Source organism: Mycobacterium sp. SMC-11, from assembly GCF_046250095.1.
GTDB classification, from domain to species: Bacteria; Actinomycetota; Actinomycetes; order Mycobacteriales; family Mycobacteriaceae; genus Mycobacterium; species Mycobacterium heraklionense_A.
In genome coordinates, this window is the sequence record NZ_CP176430.1 from 2,440,739 (window position 1) to 2,457,616 (window position 16,878).

At 68.7% G+C, this 16,878-nt stretch carries 20 protein-coding genes and 1 pseudogene; 6 read left to right on the plus strand and 15 right to left on the minus strand.

Annotated features, from left to right (window positions below):
* Nucleotides 1-28: 28 nt before the first annotated feature.
* The 3 genes and pseudogenes from ACKY0X_RS11460 to ACKY0X_RS11470 all read right to left on the minus strand — a co-directional run.
* Complete coding sequence (locus tag ACKY0X_RS11460) at nucleotides 29-829, minus strand: nuclear transport factor 2 family protein (protein ID WP_409426140.1); 801 nt, start codon at nucleotides 827-829, stop codon at nucleotides 29-31.
* Nucleotides 829-1,398, minus strand: coding sequence for an isochorismatase family protein (locus ACKY0X_RS11465; protein WP_409429595.1), 570 nt, complete (start codon nucleotides 1,396-1,398; stop codon nucleotides 829-831). Before ACKY0X_RS11465 ends, ACKY0X_RS11460 begins: the two co-directional genes overlap by 1 nt.
* 54 nt (nucleotides 1,399-1,452) lie before the next feature.
* Nucleotides 1,453-1,767, minus strand: a pseudogene (locus ACKY0X_RS11470) (DUF2784 domain-containing protein); the annotation flags it as partial.
* A 92-nt stretch (nucleotides 1,768-1,859) separates the two neighbouring features.
* Here ACKY0X_RS11470 and ACKY0X_RS11475 point away from each other — a divergent pair.
* Nucleotides 1,860-2,390 carry an RDD family protein gene (locus ACKY0X_RS11475; RefSeq protein WP_409426141.1) on the plus strand — a complete coding sequence of 177 codons (531 nt, stop codon included), beginning with the start codon at nucleotides 1,860-1,862 and terminating at the stop codon, nucleotides 2,388-2,390.
* A 15-nt stretch (nucleotides 2,391-2,405) separates the two neighbouring features.
* On the opposite strand, the gene ACKY0X_RS11480 is transcribed toward ACKY0X_RS11475, so the two are convergent.
* Nucleotides 2,406-3,911 carry a carboxylesterase/lipase family protein gene (locus tag ACKY0X_RS11480; RefSeq protein WP_409426142.1) on the minus strand — a complete coding sequence of 502 codons (1,506 nt, stop codon included), beginning with the start codon at nucleotides 3,909-3,911 and terminating at the stop codon, nucleotides 2,406-2,408.
* Nucleotides 3,912-4,009: 98 nt separating this feature from the next.
* Between ACKY0X_RS11480 and ACKY0X_RS11485 the strand changes: the two genes are divergently transcribed.
* Nucleotides 4,010-4,717, plus strand: a complete 708-nt coding sequence (locus ACKY0X_RS11485; protein WP_409426143.1) for a hypothetical protein — start codon at nucleotides 4,010-4,012, stop codon at nucleotides 4,715-4,717.
* Between the two features lie 3 nt (nucleotides 4,718-4,720).
* Here the strand turns inward: ACKY0X_RS11485 and ACKY0X_RS11490 are convergent, their stop codons facing one another.
* Nucleotides 4,721-5,059, minus strand: a complete 339-nt coding sequence (locus ACKY0X_RS11490; RefSeq protein WP_409426144.1) for a hypothetical protein — start codon at nucleotides 5,057-5,059, stop codon at nucleotides 4,721-4,723.
* A gap of 139 nt (nucleotides 5,060-5,198) precedes the next feature.
* On the opposite strand from ACKY0X_RS11490, the gene ACKY0X_RS11495 reads away from it, so the two are divergent.
* Nucleotides 5,199-5,534 carry an RNA polymerase-binding protein RbpA gene (locus ACKY0X_RS11495; RefSeq protein WP_046284032.1) on the plus strand — a complete coding sequence of 112 codons (336 nt, stop codon included), beginning with the start codon at nucleotides 5,199-5,201 and terminating at the stop codon, nucleotides 5,532-5,534.
* A gap of 51 nt (nucleotides 5,535-5,585) precedes the next feature.
* Here ACKY0X_RS11495 and ACKY0X_RS11500 read toward each other — a convergent pair whose 3' ends face one another.
* The 4 genes from ACKY0X_RS11500 to ACKY0X_RS11515 all read right to left on the minus strand — a co-directional run bounded on the left by ACKY0X_RS11500 (nucleotide 5,586) and on the right by ACKY0X_RS11515 (nucleotide 10,244).
* The gene (locus ACKY0X_RS11500; protein ID WP_207543137.1) at nucleotides 5,586-6,338 is read right to left on the minus strand and encodes a polyprenol monophosphomannose synthase; all 753 of its coding nucleotides are present in this window, start codon (nucleotides 6,336-6,338) and stop codon (nucleotides 5,586-5,588) included.
* Nucleotides 6,331-8,112, minus strand: a complete 1,782-nt coding sequence (gene lnt, locus ACKY0X_RS11505) for an apolipoprotein N-acyltransferase (RefSeq protein WP_409426145.1) — start codon at nucleotides 8,110-8,112, stop codon at nucleotides 6,331-6,333. Before lnt ends, ACKY0X_RS11500 begins: the two co-directional genes overlap by 8 nt.
* Nucleotides 8,105-9,637 carry an amidohydrolase gene (locus ACKY0X_RS11510; protein WP_409429596.1) on the minus strand — a complete coding sequence of 511 codons (1,533 nt, stop codon included), beginning with the start codon at nucleotides 9,635-9,637 and terminating at the stop codon, nucleotides 8,105-8,107. Before ACKY0X_RS11510 ends, lnt begins: the two co-directional genes overlap by 8 nt.
* Before the next feature lie 115 nt (nucleotides 9,638-9,752).
* Complete coding sequence (locus ACKY0X_RS11515) at nucleotides 9,753-10,244, minus strand: FxsA family protein (protein ID WP_409426146.1); 492 nt, start codon at nucleotides 10,242-10,244, stop codon at nucleotides 9,753-9,755.
* 75 nt (nucleotides 10,245-10,319) lie between these two features.
* On the opposite strand from ACKY0X_RS11515, the gene ACKY0X_RS11520 reads away from it, so the two are divergent.
* A complete protein-coding gene (locus ACKY0X_RS11520) occupies nucleotides 10,320-11,021 on the plus strand; it encodes a dienelactone hydrolase family protein (protein WP_409426147.1) in 702 nt (233 codons plus the stop codon).
* A gap of 4 nt (nucleotides 11,022-11,025) precedes the next feature.
* Here ACKY0X_RS11520 and ric read toward each other — a convergent pair whose 3' ends face one another.
* The 4 genes from ric to ACKY0X_RS11540 form a co-directional block, all read right to left on the minus strand.
* Entirely contained in the window at nucleotides 11,026-11,724 is a 699-nt protein-coding gene (gene ric / locus ACKY0X_RS11525) for an iron-sulfur cluster repair di-iron protein (RefSeq protein WP_409426148.1), read from the minus strand.
* 78 nt (nucleotides 11,725-11,802) lie between these two features.
* On the minus strand, nucleotides 11,803-12,192 hold the full coding sequence (locus tag ACKY0X_RS11530) for a PPOX class F420-dependent oxidoreductase (protein ID WP_409426149.1): 390 nt from the start codon (nucleotides 12,190-12,192) through the stop codon (nucleotides 11,803-11,805).
* 84 nt (nucleotides 12,193-12,276) lie between these two features.
* Nucleotides 12,277-12,594, minus strand: coding sequence for a hypothetical protein (locus ACKY0X_RS11535; RefSeq protein ID WP_409426150.1), 318 nt, complete (start codon nucleotides 12,592-12,594; stop codon nucleotides 12,277-12,279).
* Nucleotides 12,595-12,739: 145 nt separating this feature from the next.
* Nucleotides 12,740-13,489 (minus strand): SDR family NAD(P)-dependent oxidoreductase, encoded by a 750-nt coding sequence (locus ACKY0X_RS11540; protein WP_409426151.1) that lies wholly within the window; start codon nucleotides 13,487-13,489, stop codon nucleotides 12,740-12,742.
* 35 nt (nucleotides 13,490-13,524) lie between these two features.
* Between ACKY0X_RS11540 and ACKY0X_RS11545 the strand changes: the two genes are divergently transcribed.
* Nucleotides 13,525-13,938, plus strand: coding sequence for a F420-dependent biliverdin reductase (locus ACKY0X_RS11545; RefSeq protein WP_046284039.1), 414 nt, complete (start codon nucleotides 13,525-13,527; stop codon nucleotides 13,936-13,938).
* On the opposite strand, the gene ACKY0X_RS11550 is transcribed toward ACKY0X_RS11545, so the two are convergent.
* Complete coding sequence (locus ACKY0X_RS11550; protein ID WP_409426152.1) at nucleotides 13,935-15,080, minus strand: M24 family metallopeptidase; 1,146 nt, start codon at nucleotides 15,078-15,080, stop codon at nucleotides 13,935-13,937. The genes ACKY0X_RS11545 and ACKY0X_RS11550 overlap by 4 nt on opposite strands.
* Nucleotides 15,081-15,167: 87 nt before the next feature.
* Here ACKY0X_RS11550 and ACKY0X_RS11555 point away from each other — a divergent pair, with 87 nt between their 5' ends.
* Nucleotides 15,168-16,121: a 5'-3' exonuclease H3TH domain-containing protein gene (locus ACKY0X_RS11555; protein WP_409426153.1), complete on the plus strand. Its 954-nt coding sequence runs from the start codon at nucleotides 15,168-15,170 to the stop codon at nucleotides 16,119-16,121.
* Between the two features lie 24 nt (nucleotides 16,122-16,145).
* On the opposite strand, the gene ACKY0X_RS11560 is transcribed toward ACKY0X_RS11555, so the two are convergent.
* Nucleotides 16,146-16,862 carry a DUF4333 domain-containing protein gene (locus ACKY0X_RS11560; protein WP_065039810.1) on the minus strand — a complete coding sequence of 239 codons (717 nt, stop codon included), beginning with the start codon at nucleotides 16,860-16,862 and terminating at the stop codon, nucleotides 16,146-16,148.
* Nucleotides 16,863-16,878 lie beyond the last annotated feature (16 nt).

Sequence of the window (16,878 nt, forward strand, 5' to 3'; positions counted from 1 at the left end):
GTGAGTTTATCGCCGCTGTGTCGCCTAATCAGGCTCCTGGGAAATACCGGATTGTCGTGATCGGCGCTCCACGGCCGGCCACGTCGAAGAAGAGCACGGCGCGTCGCTGCGCAGAGGTGGTCGACACCGCGATGGTGCTGCCCGCAGCCAACATCTTGGTCAGCCGCGCGCCGTCCAGCTGCGCTCCGAGGTCGGCGAGCTCCACGGCGGTGTCATCGCCGTAAGTGACTGTGGCACTGGGTGATAGCAAAGATCGGGCGGTGGCTGTGCTGCCCGCGGCGAGCGCTTCCAGGAAGGCTTGCGCCGGCTTCTTGCCTCTGCTGCTCGGTCGGCGGAACCCGGTGACGAATCCGGCGGCGCCGGCCAGTCCCTGATTGCGTAGCAGTGCTCGCGACAACCCGATCCCGGCGGGCAGCGAGGCGACACCGTTGCCAAGGAATTGGCCCACCATGGCCGGCAGCTCCCAGTAGGCACGCAGGCGCTGCAGCTCCCAGCCGTCGGCCGACCCTCGCAGGTCATAGCGCAGGATCGCCGGGATGTGCATGGTGACCGACGGTCCCATCGCGACCTCGAGCTGCAGATCCCGCACGACCGTCGTCCCGCGCACGATGTCCAGATCGCGGTGGAAGGTGATGTCACGCGGACCGATGAACGTGTCGTAGAACCGGCCGATCTGCGCGGGGCCGACGTGCGGACGCGACCCCACCGGGTCCTCCACCCGGCCGTCGGCGCTGAACAGCCCTGTCCAACCGGCCTTATCGTGTGCCGCGGCCGCGGCCGGTGACTGCTCGACTGCGGCCAGCAGCTCCGCGGTCTTGGCGTCGGTCATCAGATGGTCTCCTTCACAGTGACACCGGCGCTGCGCATCGCCGCCAGCGCCGTGTCTGTCGACTCGGTGGACACGCCCGCGGTAAGGGGCGCTAGCACGGTAACGGAAAAGCCTTTGTGGACAGCATCTTTGGCGGTGGCGCACACGCAGTGTTCGATGGCGACACCGACCACGTCGACGTTGCGCACCCCATGTTGGTTCAGCCAGTCGCCCAGCGAAGTGTCCTCGTCATCGACACCCTCGAAACCGCTGTATCCCGCGCTGTAGGCGCCCTTTTTGAAGACCGCTTCGATCCGGTCGGTGTTCAGTGCCGGATGAAGTTGCGCCCCGGGACTTCCCGCGACGCAGTGCGGCGGCCAAGAATCCCGATAGTCCGGATGGTCGGAGAAGTGCGCTCCGGGGTCGATGTGCCAGTCCGCAGTGGCCACCACGTGCCCGTAGCGGGCCTTGCCGGCCGGGCTGTCCACGTAACGGCTGATCTGCTGTGCGACAGCCACGGCGCCAGGCACCGGGATCGCTCCCCCCTCGCAGAAATCGTTCTGCACGTCGACGATGACCAGCGCCCGCATGCGTCCACAGTATCGGCGGCGCCGCAGCGCTTCCCGGCCACACAGCGCCCAGGACCCGAGGACCGTCACCAGCACCGCGGCCTCGACTGCGGCGGTCCACGCCGGCGGGTAAACCACACCGGCCAGATAGTGGGCGATGAATCCATCCGCCGGCAGCGGGGCCATTGCGGCGGCGGCGCGCGCCCGTCGTTCCAGCCAGGTCAGCGGGCAGTCCAGATGCGCTACCACGATCAGCGCCGCCCAGAAGGCCGCCACACCGTGCAGCCACAGAGTGCGCGGCCACCGCACCGCGAGAAAGCCGCCGACCACGACATAGCCGACGAACGCAAGGTGCGACGCGACGATGAGCGCCACCGCGATCCGGTACATCAGTCCGCCGTTTCGCCCTCCGCAGAAACCGCTTCCCGCCCTGTTCGTCACGGTACATTGGCGAACATCCAACGTGGTCAGGAGCGAATCTGATGACAACCGGCGATTTCGGCCCGAACGGCCCTGGATACGGCCCCGGATACGGTCAGCCCGGTGGCTATCCACCGCCGCAGGGCTGGGGGCCGCAGCCCGGATGGGGACAGCAACCGGGCGGGCTCGGCAGGCGCTTTTGGGCCCGCGCGCTCGACGGCGTGCTGGTCGGCATCGTGTCGTTCTTCCTGTCGGTGTTCTTGTTCTCCGACGATTACCCGTTCCTGGTGACCGGCCTGTTCTCCGGGGCGCTGACCTTCGGCTACTTCGTGCTGTTCGAGGTGACGCAGGGCGCCACCCCGGCCAAACGGCTGCTGGGCCTATCGGTGCACGGGCCCGACGGGGTGTCGAAGCCGACGGCTTCGCAGTCGGCCATCCGCAATTCGTTCACTCTGCTGGCCATGGTCCCCTACCTCGGTGGGCTGCTGGCCTTCGTGGCCTACGTCGTGATCGCCGTGACGATCAGCGGCAGCCCGACCAAGCAGGGCAAGCACGACGAACTGGCCGGCGGCACCCGGGTGACCCGGGCCTGATTCCCCTCGCGGACGTCAGTGGGCTAGCGAAAAGCCTTGCCAGGCCTTGCGGCGCTCCGGGGCCGGGTCGTATTCCAAGCGGGTCTTGCGGTCGAGAACCATGACGGCACGCTCGTCGGCGGTGTAGGCCGGCCAGCCCTCGCCCGGCACCCCGGCCCGGCTGAACGCTCCCCAACGGCGCTGCACCTGCTTGCTGACCTGCAACGCCGTCCGGCGGTCCGCGCCGGCAGTGAGCAGCCGGCCAAAACCGCCACTGCGGTACACATCGAATACCGCGAACAACTCGGTGGCGTGCGTGGCACCCATACCCGACCATCGCAGCATCCGCGGCGCGTAGTCGTAGCGGTAGACGTAGGTGGGCGCATGCGCCCCATGGGCATCGGCGATCTGCCACACCGCGGCATTGAAGGCGAAATCACCGCCGAGCCGGATGCAGGCCGCCCGCTTCGGGTAGTCCGGATAGGCGGCGATGATGCGGTCACGCACCCCCGCGTCGGTGCCGGCCAGTACCGCCTCGACCATCGGCTCGTCGACCGGCAACATCCGCAAGAACCGGGTGAACAGCCGCCCCTCATCGGCGTTGCTGCCCACGATCAGCGGAACCCGGTGCGCTGATCCCTGCCGCATCGCCTCAATCGGGTCCACCGGCAGCACGTCGTCGCCGCAGACCGGCCCGATCGGGAACGCGCCCAGCATGTCTCGATTGCCCTCGGCGATCAATCGGTCCTGGGCGGTCAGCAGCTCCGACGGCGTCACGCGCAGCAGTGCCTGGGCTCCGGACGGCCGGATCCCGAGCAGCGCGGCGAATCGCTCGGCGAAGGCGGCCGCAATGTCGGTGTTGCGCACCAGCCCCGCGGCCGGGCTTTCGGCGATCGCACGGGCGAACAAGCCCTGTGCCGCGGGAACCGCCAACAGGGTGGCCACCGCGTGCGCGCCCGCGCTCTCCCCGAAGATGGTGACGTTATTGGGGTCGCCGCCGAATGTCGCGATGTTCTCCTGAACCCAGCGCAGGGCGAGCACCAGGTCGCGCAGGTACAGGTTGCTGTCCAGGGTTACCTCGGGGGTCGACAGCGAGGACAGGTCCAAACACCCCAGCGCACCGAGCCGGTAGTTGACCGACACGTACACACAACCGCGACGGGCCAGCGCCGCACCGTCATAGATGGGGGTGGCCGAACTGCCCATGATGTAGCCGCCGCCGTGAATGAACACCATGACCGGTAGCGGTCCGGTGTCGGTGTCCTCCGGGGCCACCACGTTGAGCGTCAGGCAGTCCTCACTGGTCGGCTGGAACCGGCCGGGACCCAGGACGGTGTAGAACCGTTCCTGCGGCGCGCAATTGGTGAACCCGTGGCAATGGCGCACCCCCGACCACGGCTCCGCCGGCTGGGGCGCCCGAAACCGCAGCGGACCGATCGGCGGGCGGGCGTAAGGAATGGACCGCCATCTGCGCACCCCGTCGCGGACGAAACCCTCCACAACGCCGGTGGCGATGCGGGCCTGCACGGGGTGGTTATGCATGAGCCGAACGGTAGCGGCTTCGGCGGTGGTTAGCGAACCTCGACGAAGGAGAGGTGAGGCTGGACCGCCGCTTGAGCAGGGCCGGTTAGCCTAACGGCATGCGTCTCACCGGGCTGGTCGCCGTACTGCTGTTGGTCGCGGGATGTTCTGGCGCCAAGGTCGAAGAGCCGACGCTCACTTCGACTGGTTCGTCTCCCTCCAGCACCGCTCCGCCGCCGACATCGGTGACGTCAACCTCGGCGAAGCCCTCGGGGCCGCTGGCTCCCCCGGCTGCGGGCGCGGCGATCGCCGACGTCATCGCGTGGATAGAAGCCGGCCAACCCGTCGACGCCGCCGACTACCACAAGGCCACCCGCGACGGCGAGGTCACCGACCTCATCGATGATGTCGCCTTCACAGTGGCGGCCGCACCCCGCCGCGCCACCACCTGCATCAGCGATTCCGGGTCCTCCGACAGTGCCCTGGCCTGTGTGGTGGATCTGGCGAACCCGCCGGCGCAGCCCGCGGACATCTACGGCGAGTGGAAGGGCGGCTGGGTCGACTTCGGTGGCAACACGCTGCAGGTGGGCTCCGCGCACGGCGATCCGGGCCGGTTTGTGCACGGCGACGGGGCGCAACTGCCGGACGGATCCACTTTGTCGTTCGGCGACTACCGCTGCCGGGCGGATCGAGTCGGGCTGATCTGCGTGAACTACGCCCACCGATCGGCGGTGCTGCTGCGCCCGGAGGGCATCGGGACCTTCGGCTGCCTGCACCCGGTGCCTCCTGCGGCCGACGCCGGCGAGCAGTTCAGCTGCGCCAGCTGAGCTTCAGCGCCAGCGGTCGGCCGAATCGACGGCCTGCAGCAGGGCGTCGCACAGTTGCCGCAGCTCGTCGTGGGGAGCGTCTTCGGACAAGGCGGTAGCGATGTCCTCGGCCGCGCATCGCACCTGATAGACCCGATCGGACAGGGCGGTCGCCTCGTCGGCGGAGAGCACCACGGAGTCGGGCGTCAGCGCGGTCGTCTTACCGCTGCTGATCAGGGCACGCTGCTCATAGGCGCGCTGCCGGCAGGACTGCCGGCAGTACTGGCGGCGCCGGCCGATCCCGGCATCACCCACGTCGCGGCCACACCATCGACACGGCTGGGGGCGGGGACTGCGAGGCACGTCGAACACCTTAATCCGGGGACGGCGACGTTCCCGGTATCATGAGAGGTCGCGCCATATGCGCCGGGAACTTCAGAGGGTTCGCTCGCGTTGACACTCGCGAGGCATTTTTCACCAATAGGCATAAGGAGAGTGGGTCATGGCTGATCGTGTTCTGCGGGGCAGTCGGCTGGGAGCCGTGAGCTACGAGACCGACCGCAACCACGACCTGGCGCCGCGCCGCATGGCGCGCTACCGCACCGACAACGGTGAAGAGTTCGAGGTGCCCTTCGCCGACGACGCGGAGATCCCCGGCACCTGGATGTGCCGTAACGGCCTGGAAGGCACCCTGCTCGAGGGCGACCTGCCCGAGCCCAAGAAGGTCAAGCCGCCGCGCACCCACTGGGACATGCTGCTGGAGCGCCGCTCGGTCGAAGAACTCGAGGAGCTGCTCAAGGAGCGCCTGGAGCTGATCAAGACGAAGCGGCGCGGCTAAAACCGCGGGCTTTTTTGCACCGCGGCGTCTCGCCCGAGACGCCGCGGTGTTTTAGCTTCGGGCGCCCCGCAGCCGGTTCACCCGGCCACCGATCCCCCACCGCGCGACCTTGACCATCGCTTCGCGGATGTTCGAGCCACTCATCTTCGACACGCCCAGCTCACGTTCGGTGAACGTGATCGGCACCTCGGTGATGGTGAACCCGTTGTTGACGGCGCGCCAGGTGAGGTCGACCTGGAAGCAGTAGCCCTTCGAGTCGACCGCGTCCAGACCGATCTTCTCCAGCACGCCGCGACGGTAGGCCCGATAACCCGCGGTGATGTCGTGGATTCCGACGCCGAGGAGCAGACGCGCATAGGTGTTGGCGGTCTTGGACAGCACCAGCCGACGCACCGGCCAGTTTCGCACTGTCCCGCCGTCGACGTAGCGTGAGCCGATCGCCAGGTCGGCGCCCGCATCAATGGCGTCCAGCAACCGGTAGAGCTGCTCGGGAGCGTGGCTGCCGTCGGCATCCATCTCCACGATCACCTCGTAGTTGCGGTCCAGTCCCCAGGCGAAACCGGCCAGGTACGCCGCGCCCAATCCGGCCTTGGAGGTCCGGTGCATGACGTGAACGCGCTCGGGGTCGGCGGCCGCCCGCTCGTCGGCCAGCTTCCCGGTACCGTCCGGGCTGCCGTCGTCGACGACGAGGACGTGTACGTCGGGTCGGGCCTGCTGGAGCCGGTCCAGGATGATCGGCAGGTTCTCCAACTCGTTGTAGGTGGGGATGACCACCAGAGTATGCAGGCTGGGACGCTCACTCATCGGCGCCGTTCCTCCCGTTCTCCGCATCGGCGCCGGTGCGGCCCCGCTTGAAATGACGTCGCGTAATCCGACCGCGCGTGAAGTTTCCATTTTGCCGTATGGCGGCCAGCAGGGACGCAACGGCCGCTCCGAGCAACACCCACTGCAGCACCGGCGCCCACCGCGTCGCCGGGGTCAGCGCGGTCTTGAGCCGTATATGGCTATCGAGGTAGGCAGGCTCGAAGAAGGCGGTCCTGGCCAGCTCACGGCCGTCGGGGGCGATCACCGCACTGATTCCGGTAGTTCCGGCGACGACGACGTAGCGGTCGTGCTCGACTGCGCGCACCTTGGCAAATGCCAGCTGCTGGTCGCTCATCGTCTCGTCGAAGGTGGCGTTGTTGGTCGGCACCGCCAGCAGCTGGGCGCCCGCGAGCACCGACTGGCGCGGCGCGCGATCGAAGATCACCTCCCAGCAGGTGGCTACCCCGACCGGGACACCGGCGACATGCACCACCCCGTTGCCGTGACCGGGAACGAAATACCCGGCTCGATCGGCATAGCCGGACAGGTGCCGGAAGAACCCGCGCCACGGCAGGTACTCGCCGAACGGCTGCACGATCCGCTTGTCGTGGCTCTCCCCCGGCCCGGTGCGCGGATCCCACACCAGCACCGAATTCGACGCCACCGGATTGTCCCGGCTCCAGCCGGGCGCGGTACGCACCGTGCCCACCAGGATCGGGGCGTCGACCGCTTGGGCGGCGACGGTGATCTGTTGCGCGGCGTCGATGTTGGTCACCGGGTCGATATCCGAAGCGTTCTCCGGCCAGATCACGAACAGTGGCTGCGGGGCGCGCCCGGCCGCGACATCCTCTGCCAGCCGCAGGGTTTCGCGGACGTGATAATCCAGCACCTCCCGGCGCTGGGCGTTGAAGTCGAGCCCCAGCCGCGGCACGTTGCCCTGCACGGCGGCCACCGTGATCGACGGTTCGTCCCCGGCGCCTACGCCGGAACGGCGCACCCCCGGCCACACCACCACGGCGGTCAGCATCACCAGACAGATACACAGTCCGGGCAGCAGCACCGCCGGCGGGCGGTCAGTCGAGCCGGGCGCCGGTGGGTTCCGCAGCCACCGCACGATCTCGATCGTCAGAGCGGTGCCGGCGCAACCGATCAGCACCACCCCGGTCGACAACAGCGGAACACCGCCGAGTGCGACCAGCGGCAGCAACGGGCCGGCGGTCTGTCCGTATCCCACCGCCCCCCAAGGGAACCCGCCGAACGGAACTACCGATTTCGCCCATTCCTGGGCGGCCCACAGCAGCGCGAACCAGATCGGCCAGCCGGCCAGTGACCGCACTGCCACCGCCGCCGATCCGAACAGGGCAGGAAACAGCGCACACATCAGCGCCAGGATCAGCCAGGGCGCCGGGCCGACCAGCCCGCCCACCCACGGCAGCAGCGGCAGGTAGAACGCCACGCCGCACAGCAGACCGTAGCCGAAACCTCCGGCAATGGTGGTCTCGCGGCGAACGAGCACCCAGCTCAGCAGCGCGAAGGCCACAATCGCGGCCCACCACCAGTTCAGCGGGGCGAAGCTGGAACGCAACAGCATGCCCGCAGCCACCGATGCGGCCAGCTGTGCCCAGCGATCAGCCGCGGCGATGCCCAAGCGTTCCAGCAGGTTCGGCGCGGGTGGGTCGGCGTGGGTGAGAACGTCGCCGTCAGAATCGGTGGGAACGTCAGCGGCCGCGTCGGTGGGGGTTTCCGTTGCCGGTTCCTCGGTGGGCTCAGCCATGCAGGACCACACCACGGTGCACAGTGCGACGGCATTGCGGGCTGGCGCCGGGATCGAGCACCGGCAGCGCGGGCACCCGTGCTCGTGGATCGGTCGACCACCGCTGAACGGAGTCGCGAGGCGCCTCCACGGCCAGGGCATTGGTCTCCCAGACCGCATAGGAGGCGGGTGCGCCGGCCACCAGGGTCCCGGTGAGGCCGTCGTTGATACCGGCGGCCCGCCAGCCACCGCGCGTCGCCGCGGCGAAAGCCGCCCGCATCGAAACCGCACTGCCCGGCGTGCGGTGGTTCGCGCCGGCGCGCACCGCAGCCCACGGATCCAATGCGGTCACCGGGCTGTCAGAACCAAACGCGAGGGGCACGCCTTGGGATGCTAACAGCGCAAATGGGTTCAGCCCGGCGGCTCGCTCGGCGCCCAGACGCTGGGCGTACATGCCCTCCCCGCCACCCCACAATGCGTCGAAAGCCGGCTGCATGCTGGCGATCACGCCCCAGGAACCCAGCTTGGCCGCCTGCTCGGCACTGACCATCTCCAGGTGCTCCAGCCGGTGTCCGCAACGGGCCACTGCGGGCACCCCGAATTTCTCCACCACCCGTTCCAGCGCCGCAACGACCGTGGTGACCGCGGCGTCGCCGATCACGTGGAACCCGGCGGTCACCTCCGCCTCGGTGCAGGCCCACAGGTGGGCGGTGACGGCGTCGAGGTCCAGATGGCAGACCCCGGTACAGCCGGGGGCGTCGGCGTAGTCCTGGCGGAGCCAGGCGGTGTGCGAGCCCAACGCCCCATCCACGAACAGGTCGCCGCCGAGCCCCCGCGCGGCGGTCTCGGCGATCAATTCGCGTGCCCGGGCGGCGCTGGTGACCGCTTCGCCCCAGTAGCCGACGACCTCGACGCCGTGGCCGGCTTCGCCCAGGGCCCGCAGTTCGCGCCAGTCGTCGAGACCACCGATGTCCGGGCCGGCACATTCATGTACCGCGACGATGCCCGCCGCGGCGGCGGCATCCAGCGCAGCCACCCGGGCCTCGGCGCGCTGCGCGGCGGTGAGCAGGCTGCCGGCCATGGCACGGACCCGATGGTGGGCATCGCCGGACAGCGGGACGGCAGGGTCGATCCCGGCCGGCAAATCCGGCACCAGGTTGCGCAGCGCGGTGGAGGCCAGTGCGGAGTGGACGTCGGTGCGAGACAGGTATGCGGGTCGATCCCCCACCACGACGTCGATGGCCGCGGTGTCCGGGGCACGGCCGTCGGGCCAGCCGGATTCGTCCCAGCCGTGTCCGCGGATCGGCTCACCGGGGTGGGCTGCGGCGTAGTCGGCGATCAGTTGCAGGCAGTGCTGCGCCGAGGTCGCCGGCCGAAGGTCCAGGCCGATGCGGCACAGGCCGGTCTCGGTGACGTGGACGTGGCTGTCCACGAATGCCGGTGTCACCAGCGCGCCGTCGAGTTCGATCACCTCGGCCTGCGGGAACTGTTCGCGGCCGACGTCGTCGCTGCCGAGCCAGGCCACCACGCCGTCCCGGACCGCCATCGCGGTGGCGTCGGGATGACTCGGACTGTGGATTCGCCCGCCGAGCAGCAAAGAGGCAGGCCTGCCGGTCACAACGGTCACGTCGTAGAAAGTACGGGTTGGCGCAGGCTGCCGGTCAGGCGACCGGAAGGACGCGCTGCCCGGTGTCGGTGACGTCGACGAATTCGGCGTCGATGTAGTCGGCTCGGTTTCCGGGCGGGCGCCGGGCGGTGTACCACTGCCGACCGACCGTGGCCGCCGCCACCAGCGGGGTATGCCTGCCCAGCGCGGTGGCCGCCACCGCGCCCAGCAGCGGGCGGGCCGCAGCCCGGGTCGGGGGCGCCAACAACAGCAGACCCACCAGCGAAGTCACCGGTCCCGGAACGAGAACCAGCACACTGCCGGCTGTGACCAGCCCGCTGTCGGCGAGAACACCCGGGTCAGCCTGCTTACACAGCCGGCGGAACTGACGCCGGATCTGCCCAGTTGCCAGCACAAGTCCGGCCAGGAAGATGCCCAGTAGCAGCAACGTCGTCCAGCCGAAGCCGATCGCCCAGATCAACCCGGCAACCGCCGCCAGCTCCACCAGGGCGTAGAGACCGAAGATCCGCAGCACACCGCTCACCATGCCATCCCAACGTTCGGGCCGGTGATGTGGTTCCAGGCCGGCGCGGCGACCTGCCGGGAGGGCAATACTGATGCGATGACCACGATCCGAATCGAGGCGCCCGCCGGCCCCATCGATGCGCTGCTGGACACTCCGGCCGGGCCCGGGCCATGGCCCGGTGTGGTGGTGATCCATGACGCGATCGGCTACGGCAGGGACATGCAGGCCATCTCCGAACGGATCGCGGGCGCGGGCTACCTCGCGCTGTCGCCGAACCTGTACTCCCGGGGCGGCCGGGCGCGCTGCATCACCCGGGTGATGCGGGAGCTGCTCACCCAGCGAGGCCGTGCACTCGATGACATCCTGGCCGCCCGCGATCATCTGCGGGGCATGCCCGAGTGCTCGGGCACGGTCGGTATCGCCGGCTTCTGCATGGGTGGCCAGTTCGCATTGATCTTGGCGCCCAAGGGATTCGGGGCCTCCGCACCGTTCTACGGCGTGCCGCTACCCCGCCGCCTCGAGCAGACCCTCGACGGCGCCTGCCCCATTGTGGCCAGCTTCGGAGGCCGCGACCCGATGGGCCGCGGCGCCGCCGATCGGCTACGCCGGGTGGTCGAGGACAAGGACATTGCGCACGACATCAAGGTGTACCCCGGAGTCGGCCACAGCTTCGCCAACGAGCTGCCCGGCCAGCCGCTGATCCGCATCGCCGGCTTCGGCTACAACGAGGCCGCGACCGCCGATGCCTGGGACCGCGTGTTCGGCTTCTTCGGCGAGCACCTGCGCCCCCAGGCCTGACCGCTTAGGCCGGACCGCCGGCCGCCGCCAGCACCCGCGGAAACAGCACGTTGTTCTCCTTGTGTACGTGCAGGTGGATGTCGGACTCCAGGTCCGCCAGACCGGCCAGCATCGCGGTGTAGCTGGCGCAGGCATCCGCCGGGACGGTGTAGCCGTTGGTGAGCTCACGCAGTTCAGCCAGCAGATGGCCGGCATTGTCATGCTCTTGCTGGTTCTCGGCCAGTTCGGTGCGCACCTCGTCGGGCAGCGGTCGGCCCGAACCCCCGGCATGCAGGCTGATCTGCGGGAACAACAGCGTCTCTTCGGTGCGCAGGTGCGGTTCCATGCCGCCGCGGAGCTGATGAAACACCTCGCGGACCCGCGGCAGCTCGCCGTGGTTGGGGCCGTGGACCCGCGCCACCTTGTCCACCAACTCCGCCAATCGCGGGAACTCATCCCACAGGAACCGGTGGTGGGTGCTGACGATGTGGGCGATTAGCGACGTGTCGTCGTAGTCGGCCCAGTCGGCCGGCTGGCCGGGTGACGTGGCGTTGAGCGCGGCCAGCAGTTCGTCGGCGTCGACTCCGTCCGCGGCGCACGCCGCACCCAGGGTGCGCTGACCGTGGCAGCAGAAGTCGATCCCGAACCGGCTCAGGATGCGGGTGGACGACGGGTCGGCGGTGACGATGTCACCGAGAATCTGATCGGAAGTGACGGTGGCCATGTTGGCTCCTAGGGGTCGGGTTCCGATCCAAGGATGCTCATTTCAATGAGCAAAGTCCATTATATGTGATGCAGTCGATCACTCCGGCCCGGCCGGGGTCAACGCGAGCCCGACGTTGGTGCGCATGCCGCCCCGCAGCTTGCTGAAGAAGTTGAACACCGGCCCGATCAGCTTGTAGCGCTTGCCGATTGCCGCATAGACGGCGGCGTTGTCAGATTTGTCCAAGACCGTGGCGACGGCCTCGATAGCCTCGCCCTTGGGCCGTCCCCGCACATCGCAGACCGCCAAGGTCACCCGCGGGGTGTTGCGGATTCGCTTGACCTTCCAGGACGACTCCTGGGTGATCACCAGCAGTCGGTCACCCTCGGCCGCGGCCCACACCGGGGTCGGCTTGGGCCGGCCATCCTTGGTGAACGTGGTCAGCAGCAAATAGTCGGACTTGGCGATCTGGGCGAAAGTTGGGGCCATGACCGCGAACCTACCCGCCCCGAGGCCCGGAGCCCGCGTGCCTGCTCAAAGTGCCGGCGAGCGCCGCGGCGAACAGTCCAACCGTTACAGCGGTGGGCGGCTTGCGATTGGGTGCAAGTCGGCGAGCTTGGGTAGCTCGGACTTCGGCTGCTCGGCATCGACAAAGGCCGTCACGGCATCCAGGGTGATCAGGCCGTAGCGGACCAACAGATCAACCGCGTTCAAACCGAAGTGAGTGGCAACCCGGATCAGGTTGTCGGCGGTGATCAAACGCCCTTCGTGTGCAGCCTTGTAATAGGCAGACTTCCGGTAGCCGAAGGCTTCGTAGACCTCAGTTGCCGGAAGCGGCCTACCGACCAGGTAAGGCAGCACGACCGACGGGTCCTTTTTTCGATCGTCCATGGTTTTACACTCTAGTCCTGTCAGGCGGGAAGAGGTCAGAAAACTATACCGAAATTCTTCGCCTATTCCCACAACCTGGGAATGTCGCGTTCCGTCACATCGTACTAACCCGCCGGTCGCGGCCCCGCGCCGGGCTCCCGGTTTGTTAACGCGGCATCTGGCGCCACACAGATTGCGGGACAATTCTCAGGATGGCGAACAGCGGGCGCAGTGCCCATGGCACCCACACGCTGCGGCGGCGCTTGCGCAGTGCCCGGGTTGCCGCGACCGCAACCTGGCGCGGGGTGCTCGCCAGTGGAGCGGGATTCATGCCGGTGGTCATCCGGCCGACGACGAAACCCGGTCGCACGAGCAGCAGGCGCACACCCGTGCCGTGCAGTGCGTCGGCGAGGCCATTGGCGAAGCCGTCGAGGCCGGCTTTGGCCGAGCCGTAGACGTAGTTGGCCCGTCGGACCCGCACCCCCGCCACCGAGGAGAACACCACCATGCGGCCTCGCCCGGCGGTCCGCATAGCCGCGGCCAGGTGGGTGAGCAAACTGATCTGGGCGACGTAGTCGGTGTGTACCACGGCCACCGCGTGCGCCGCATCAGACTCCGCCCGGGCCTGATCGCCCAGCACGCCGAATGCCAACACGGCGGTACCTATCGGTCCGTGCTCGGCGATCAGGTCCGCCACCAAAGGGCCGTGGGCGCTCACGTCGTCGGCATCGAACTCCTTGGTGTGCACCGCGGCCGCCCCCGCGTTGCGCACCGTGGCGACTTCGGCGTCGAGCCGATCCGCCGAGCGTGCCGCCAGCACCACCGTCGCCCCCTGCGCGAGCTGCTGCGCCAACTCGAGGCCGATCTCACTGCGTCCGCCGAAAATCACCACCGGCCCGTCAACCGTGTCGTTCACGGCTGAGATTATCGCCTGCGCTAGCGTGGGCGGTGATGGCGAACGCGACGACTCGACTGACCAGTGACGCGTTGGCGTTTCTCACCGAACGCCACCTGGCGATGCTGACCACCTTGCGCGCCGACAATTCGCCACACGTGGTCGCGGTGGGCTTCACCTTCGATCCCAAAACCCACATCGCCCGGGTGATCACCACCGGCGGTTCGCAGAAGGCGGTCAACGCCGAACGCGCCGGGGTTGCCGTGCTCAGCCAGGTCGACGGGGCACGCTGGCTCTCACTGGAAGGCAGCGCCACCGTCAACGACGCCCCCGCGGCGGTTCGCGACGCCGAGCTGCGATACGCCCAGCGCTACCGCACGCCACGGGTGAATCCGCAGCGAGTGGTGATCGAAGTGCAGGTGGAACGCGTGTTGGGTTCCGCCGACCTGCTCGACCGCGGCAACCGCTAGTCAGCCGACTCCGTCACCGGCACCACCACCAGGTCATGCGGCCGACCGTTCAGTGATTCCACGCCGTCGGCGGTGACGATCACGATGTCCTCGATGCGGGCGCCCCAGTTGCCGGGAAAGTAGATGCCGGGCTCGACCGAGAACGCCATCCCGGCCCGGAGCGTCTCGTCATTGCCGGCAACGATGTAGGGCTCTTCGTGCACCGACAGGCCGATGCCGTGCCCGGTGCGGTGCACAAAGTATTCGGCCAGGCCGGCCTTCGCCAGCACATCACGGGCCGCCGCGTCGACCTGCTGCGCCGTCACTCCCGGGCGAACGCTGGCGACCGCGGCGCGCTGCGCCTCCTGTAGCACTGAATAGTGTTGCGCTACCTCGGGATTCGGCTCACCCAGGCTGTAGGTTCTGGTGGAGTCGGAATTGTATCCAGGCTCGACCGGCCCGCCGATATCGACGACCACGATGTCACCGGCCTGCAGCACCCGCTCGGAGCATTCATGGTGCGGGTCGGCGCCGTGCGGGCCCGAACCCACGATGATGAAGGCCACCTCCGAATGGCCTTCGGCCACGATCGCTTCGGCGATGTCGGCGGCGACGTCGGCTTCGGTGCGGCCCGGGACCAAGAACTCCGGTACCCGGGCGTGCACCCGGTCGATCGCCGCGCCGGCCTTGCGCAGGGCATCGATCTCACTGGGGTCCTTGATCATTCGCAGATCACGAAGCACACCGGTCGCCAAGACGGGCGTGGTGCCGAGCACGTCCACCAGGGGCAACAGATGCAGCGCCGGCATCGAGTCGGTGACAGCGACCGCCGACGACGGTGCACCGCCCAGCGCCTCGCCCACCATGCGATAGGGATCCTCGCCGTCAACCCAGTCCCGCACCGCCACACCCAGGTCGGCCACCGCGGATTCGCGCAGCGCCGCCAGCTCCAACCGCGGCACCACCATGGTGGGCGAACCCGATGCCGGCAGCACCAGCGCGGTGAGCCGCTCGAAAGTCTGAGCCCGCGACCCGATCAGGTAGCGCAGGTCGTAGCCGGGCGTGATCACCAGCCCGGCCAGGCCGGCGTTCGCGGCGGCAGCGGCCGCGGCTGCCAATCGGTGGGCGTAGACGCTGCTTTCGAACCGGGAAGTCACGCACATCAGGCTATCGGGCGGGCCCAAACGGCGGTCCAGCTTCGCCTCTCCTCCGTCGAGGCTTGCTAACCGCCGGCCAATAGGCTGGCACCCATGACTGCTCCCGTGTTGCTGCTCGACGGTGCCAGTATGTGGTTCCGCTCCTACTTCGGGGTGCCGTCCTCGATCACCGCACCCGACGGCCGGCCGGTGAATGCGGTGCGTGGTTTCTTCGACTCGGTCGCCACCCTGATCACCCGCCAGAGTCCGGAACGGCTGGTGGTCTGCCTGGATCTGGACTGGCGGCCGCAGTGGCGGGTGGACCGCATCCCGTCCTACAAGGCCCACCGGGTGGCCGAAGAGGTACCCGATGATTCAGACATCGAAGAGGTGCCCGACGAGCTGAGCCCACAGGTGGAGATGATCGCCGAGCTGCTCGACGCGTTCGGCATCACCACGGGTGGAGCACCCGACTTCGAGGCCGATGACGTGCTGGGCACCTTGGCGGCCGCCGAGCAGCGCGACCCGGTGATCGTGGTCAGCGGTGACCGCGACCTGCTGCAGGTGGTCGCCGACCAGCCGGTCGCGGTGTCGGTGCTCTACCTGGGCCAAGGGCTGGCCAAAGCGACGCTGTTCGGCCCGGCCGAGGTGGCGCAGCGCTATAGCCTGCCGCCGGAGCGGGCCGGGGCTGCCTACGCCGAAATGGCGCTGCTGCGTGGCGACCCCTCCGATGGGTTGCCCGGGGTGGCCGGCATCGGTGAGAAGACGGCGGCCGGCCTACTGACTCAGTACGGCTCGCTGGCGGCGGTGCTGGCCGCCGCCGCTGACCCGGGATCGCCTATGGCCAAAGGGGTTCGGGCCAAACTGCAGGCCGGGCAGGACTACATCGAGGCCGCCGGTCCGGTGGTACGTGTGGCCACCGACGCTCCGGTCACCCTGTCGACACCGTCGGACACCCTGCCGCGGGTGGCCGCCGACCCGGCGCGGGTCGCCGAATTGGCGGAGCGCCTAGGTGTCGGGTCCTCGATTGCCCGGCTCCAGCGGGCGCTCGACGCGCTGCCGGATTAGGCGAGCCCGGTTGAACGCGGCGGCCTACTTGGGCCGGCCGACCTCGTAGGTGCCCGAGTTGTCCTGGAAGGTGACGGTCACCTGGCGCTTGGTCCCGTCGATGCTGACCTCGCAGTTGAAGGTGTCGCCCTGCTTGACCACCGGGCTCTGCCCGTTGTTGCAGCGGACGTCCTTAACGTTCTTGGCGCCGTAGCCGTTGGTCTGGTCGGCCAGGATCTGCTGAACGCCTTCCTGGGCCTTGTCGATGTCGAGCTTGGTGGTCACGAAGAAACCGGGCTTCCAGAAGCCCAGCACCAGCAACACCAGCACGGCGATACCCACGCACCCGGCGAGCACCGAGCTGACCATCCCGGACGGGCGCTTGGTCGCGGTGCCCGGCGCCGGGTACTGGCCCGGCTGCTGCGGGTACTGACCGTACTGGCCCGGCTGGCCGTATTGCCCGGGCTGGCCGTACTGGCCGGGCTGACCATACGGCGAGGGCTGACCGTACTGGCCCGGCTGGCCGTACGGCGAGGGCTGACCGTACTGCTCGGGCTGCGGGTAGCCGGGATACGGCTGCGGCGCCGAGGGGTAGGCGCCCTGCTGCGGGTACTGGGGGTACTGCTGCGGCGTGTAGGCCGGCGGCTGCCATTGCTGCTCAGCGCCGGTCGCGGGACCCTGTCCGGCGCCCTGGTCCTCGGGCTGACCGGGCTGCTGAGGCTGCCACGGCTGCGTCGGGTCGTATCCCTGCGGTCCGCTCATCGTTGTTCCTCAAGTC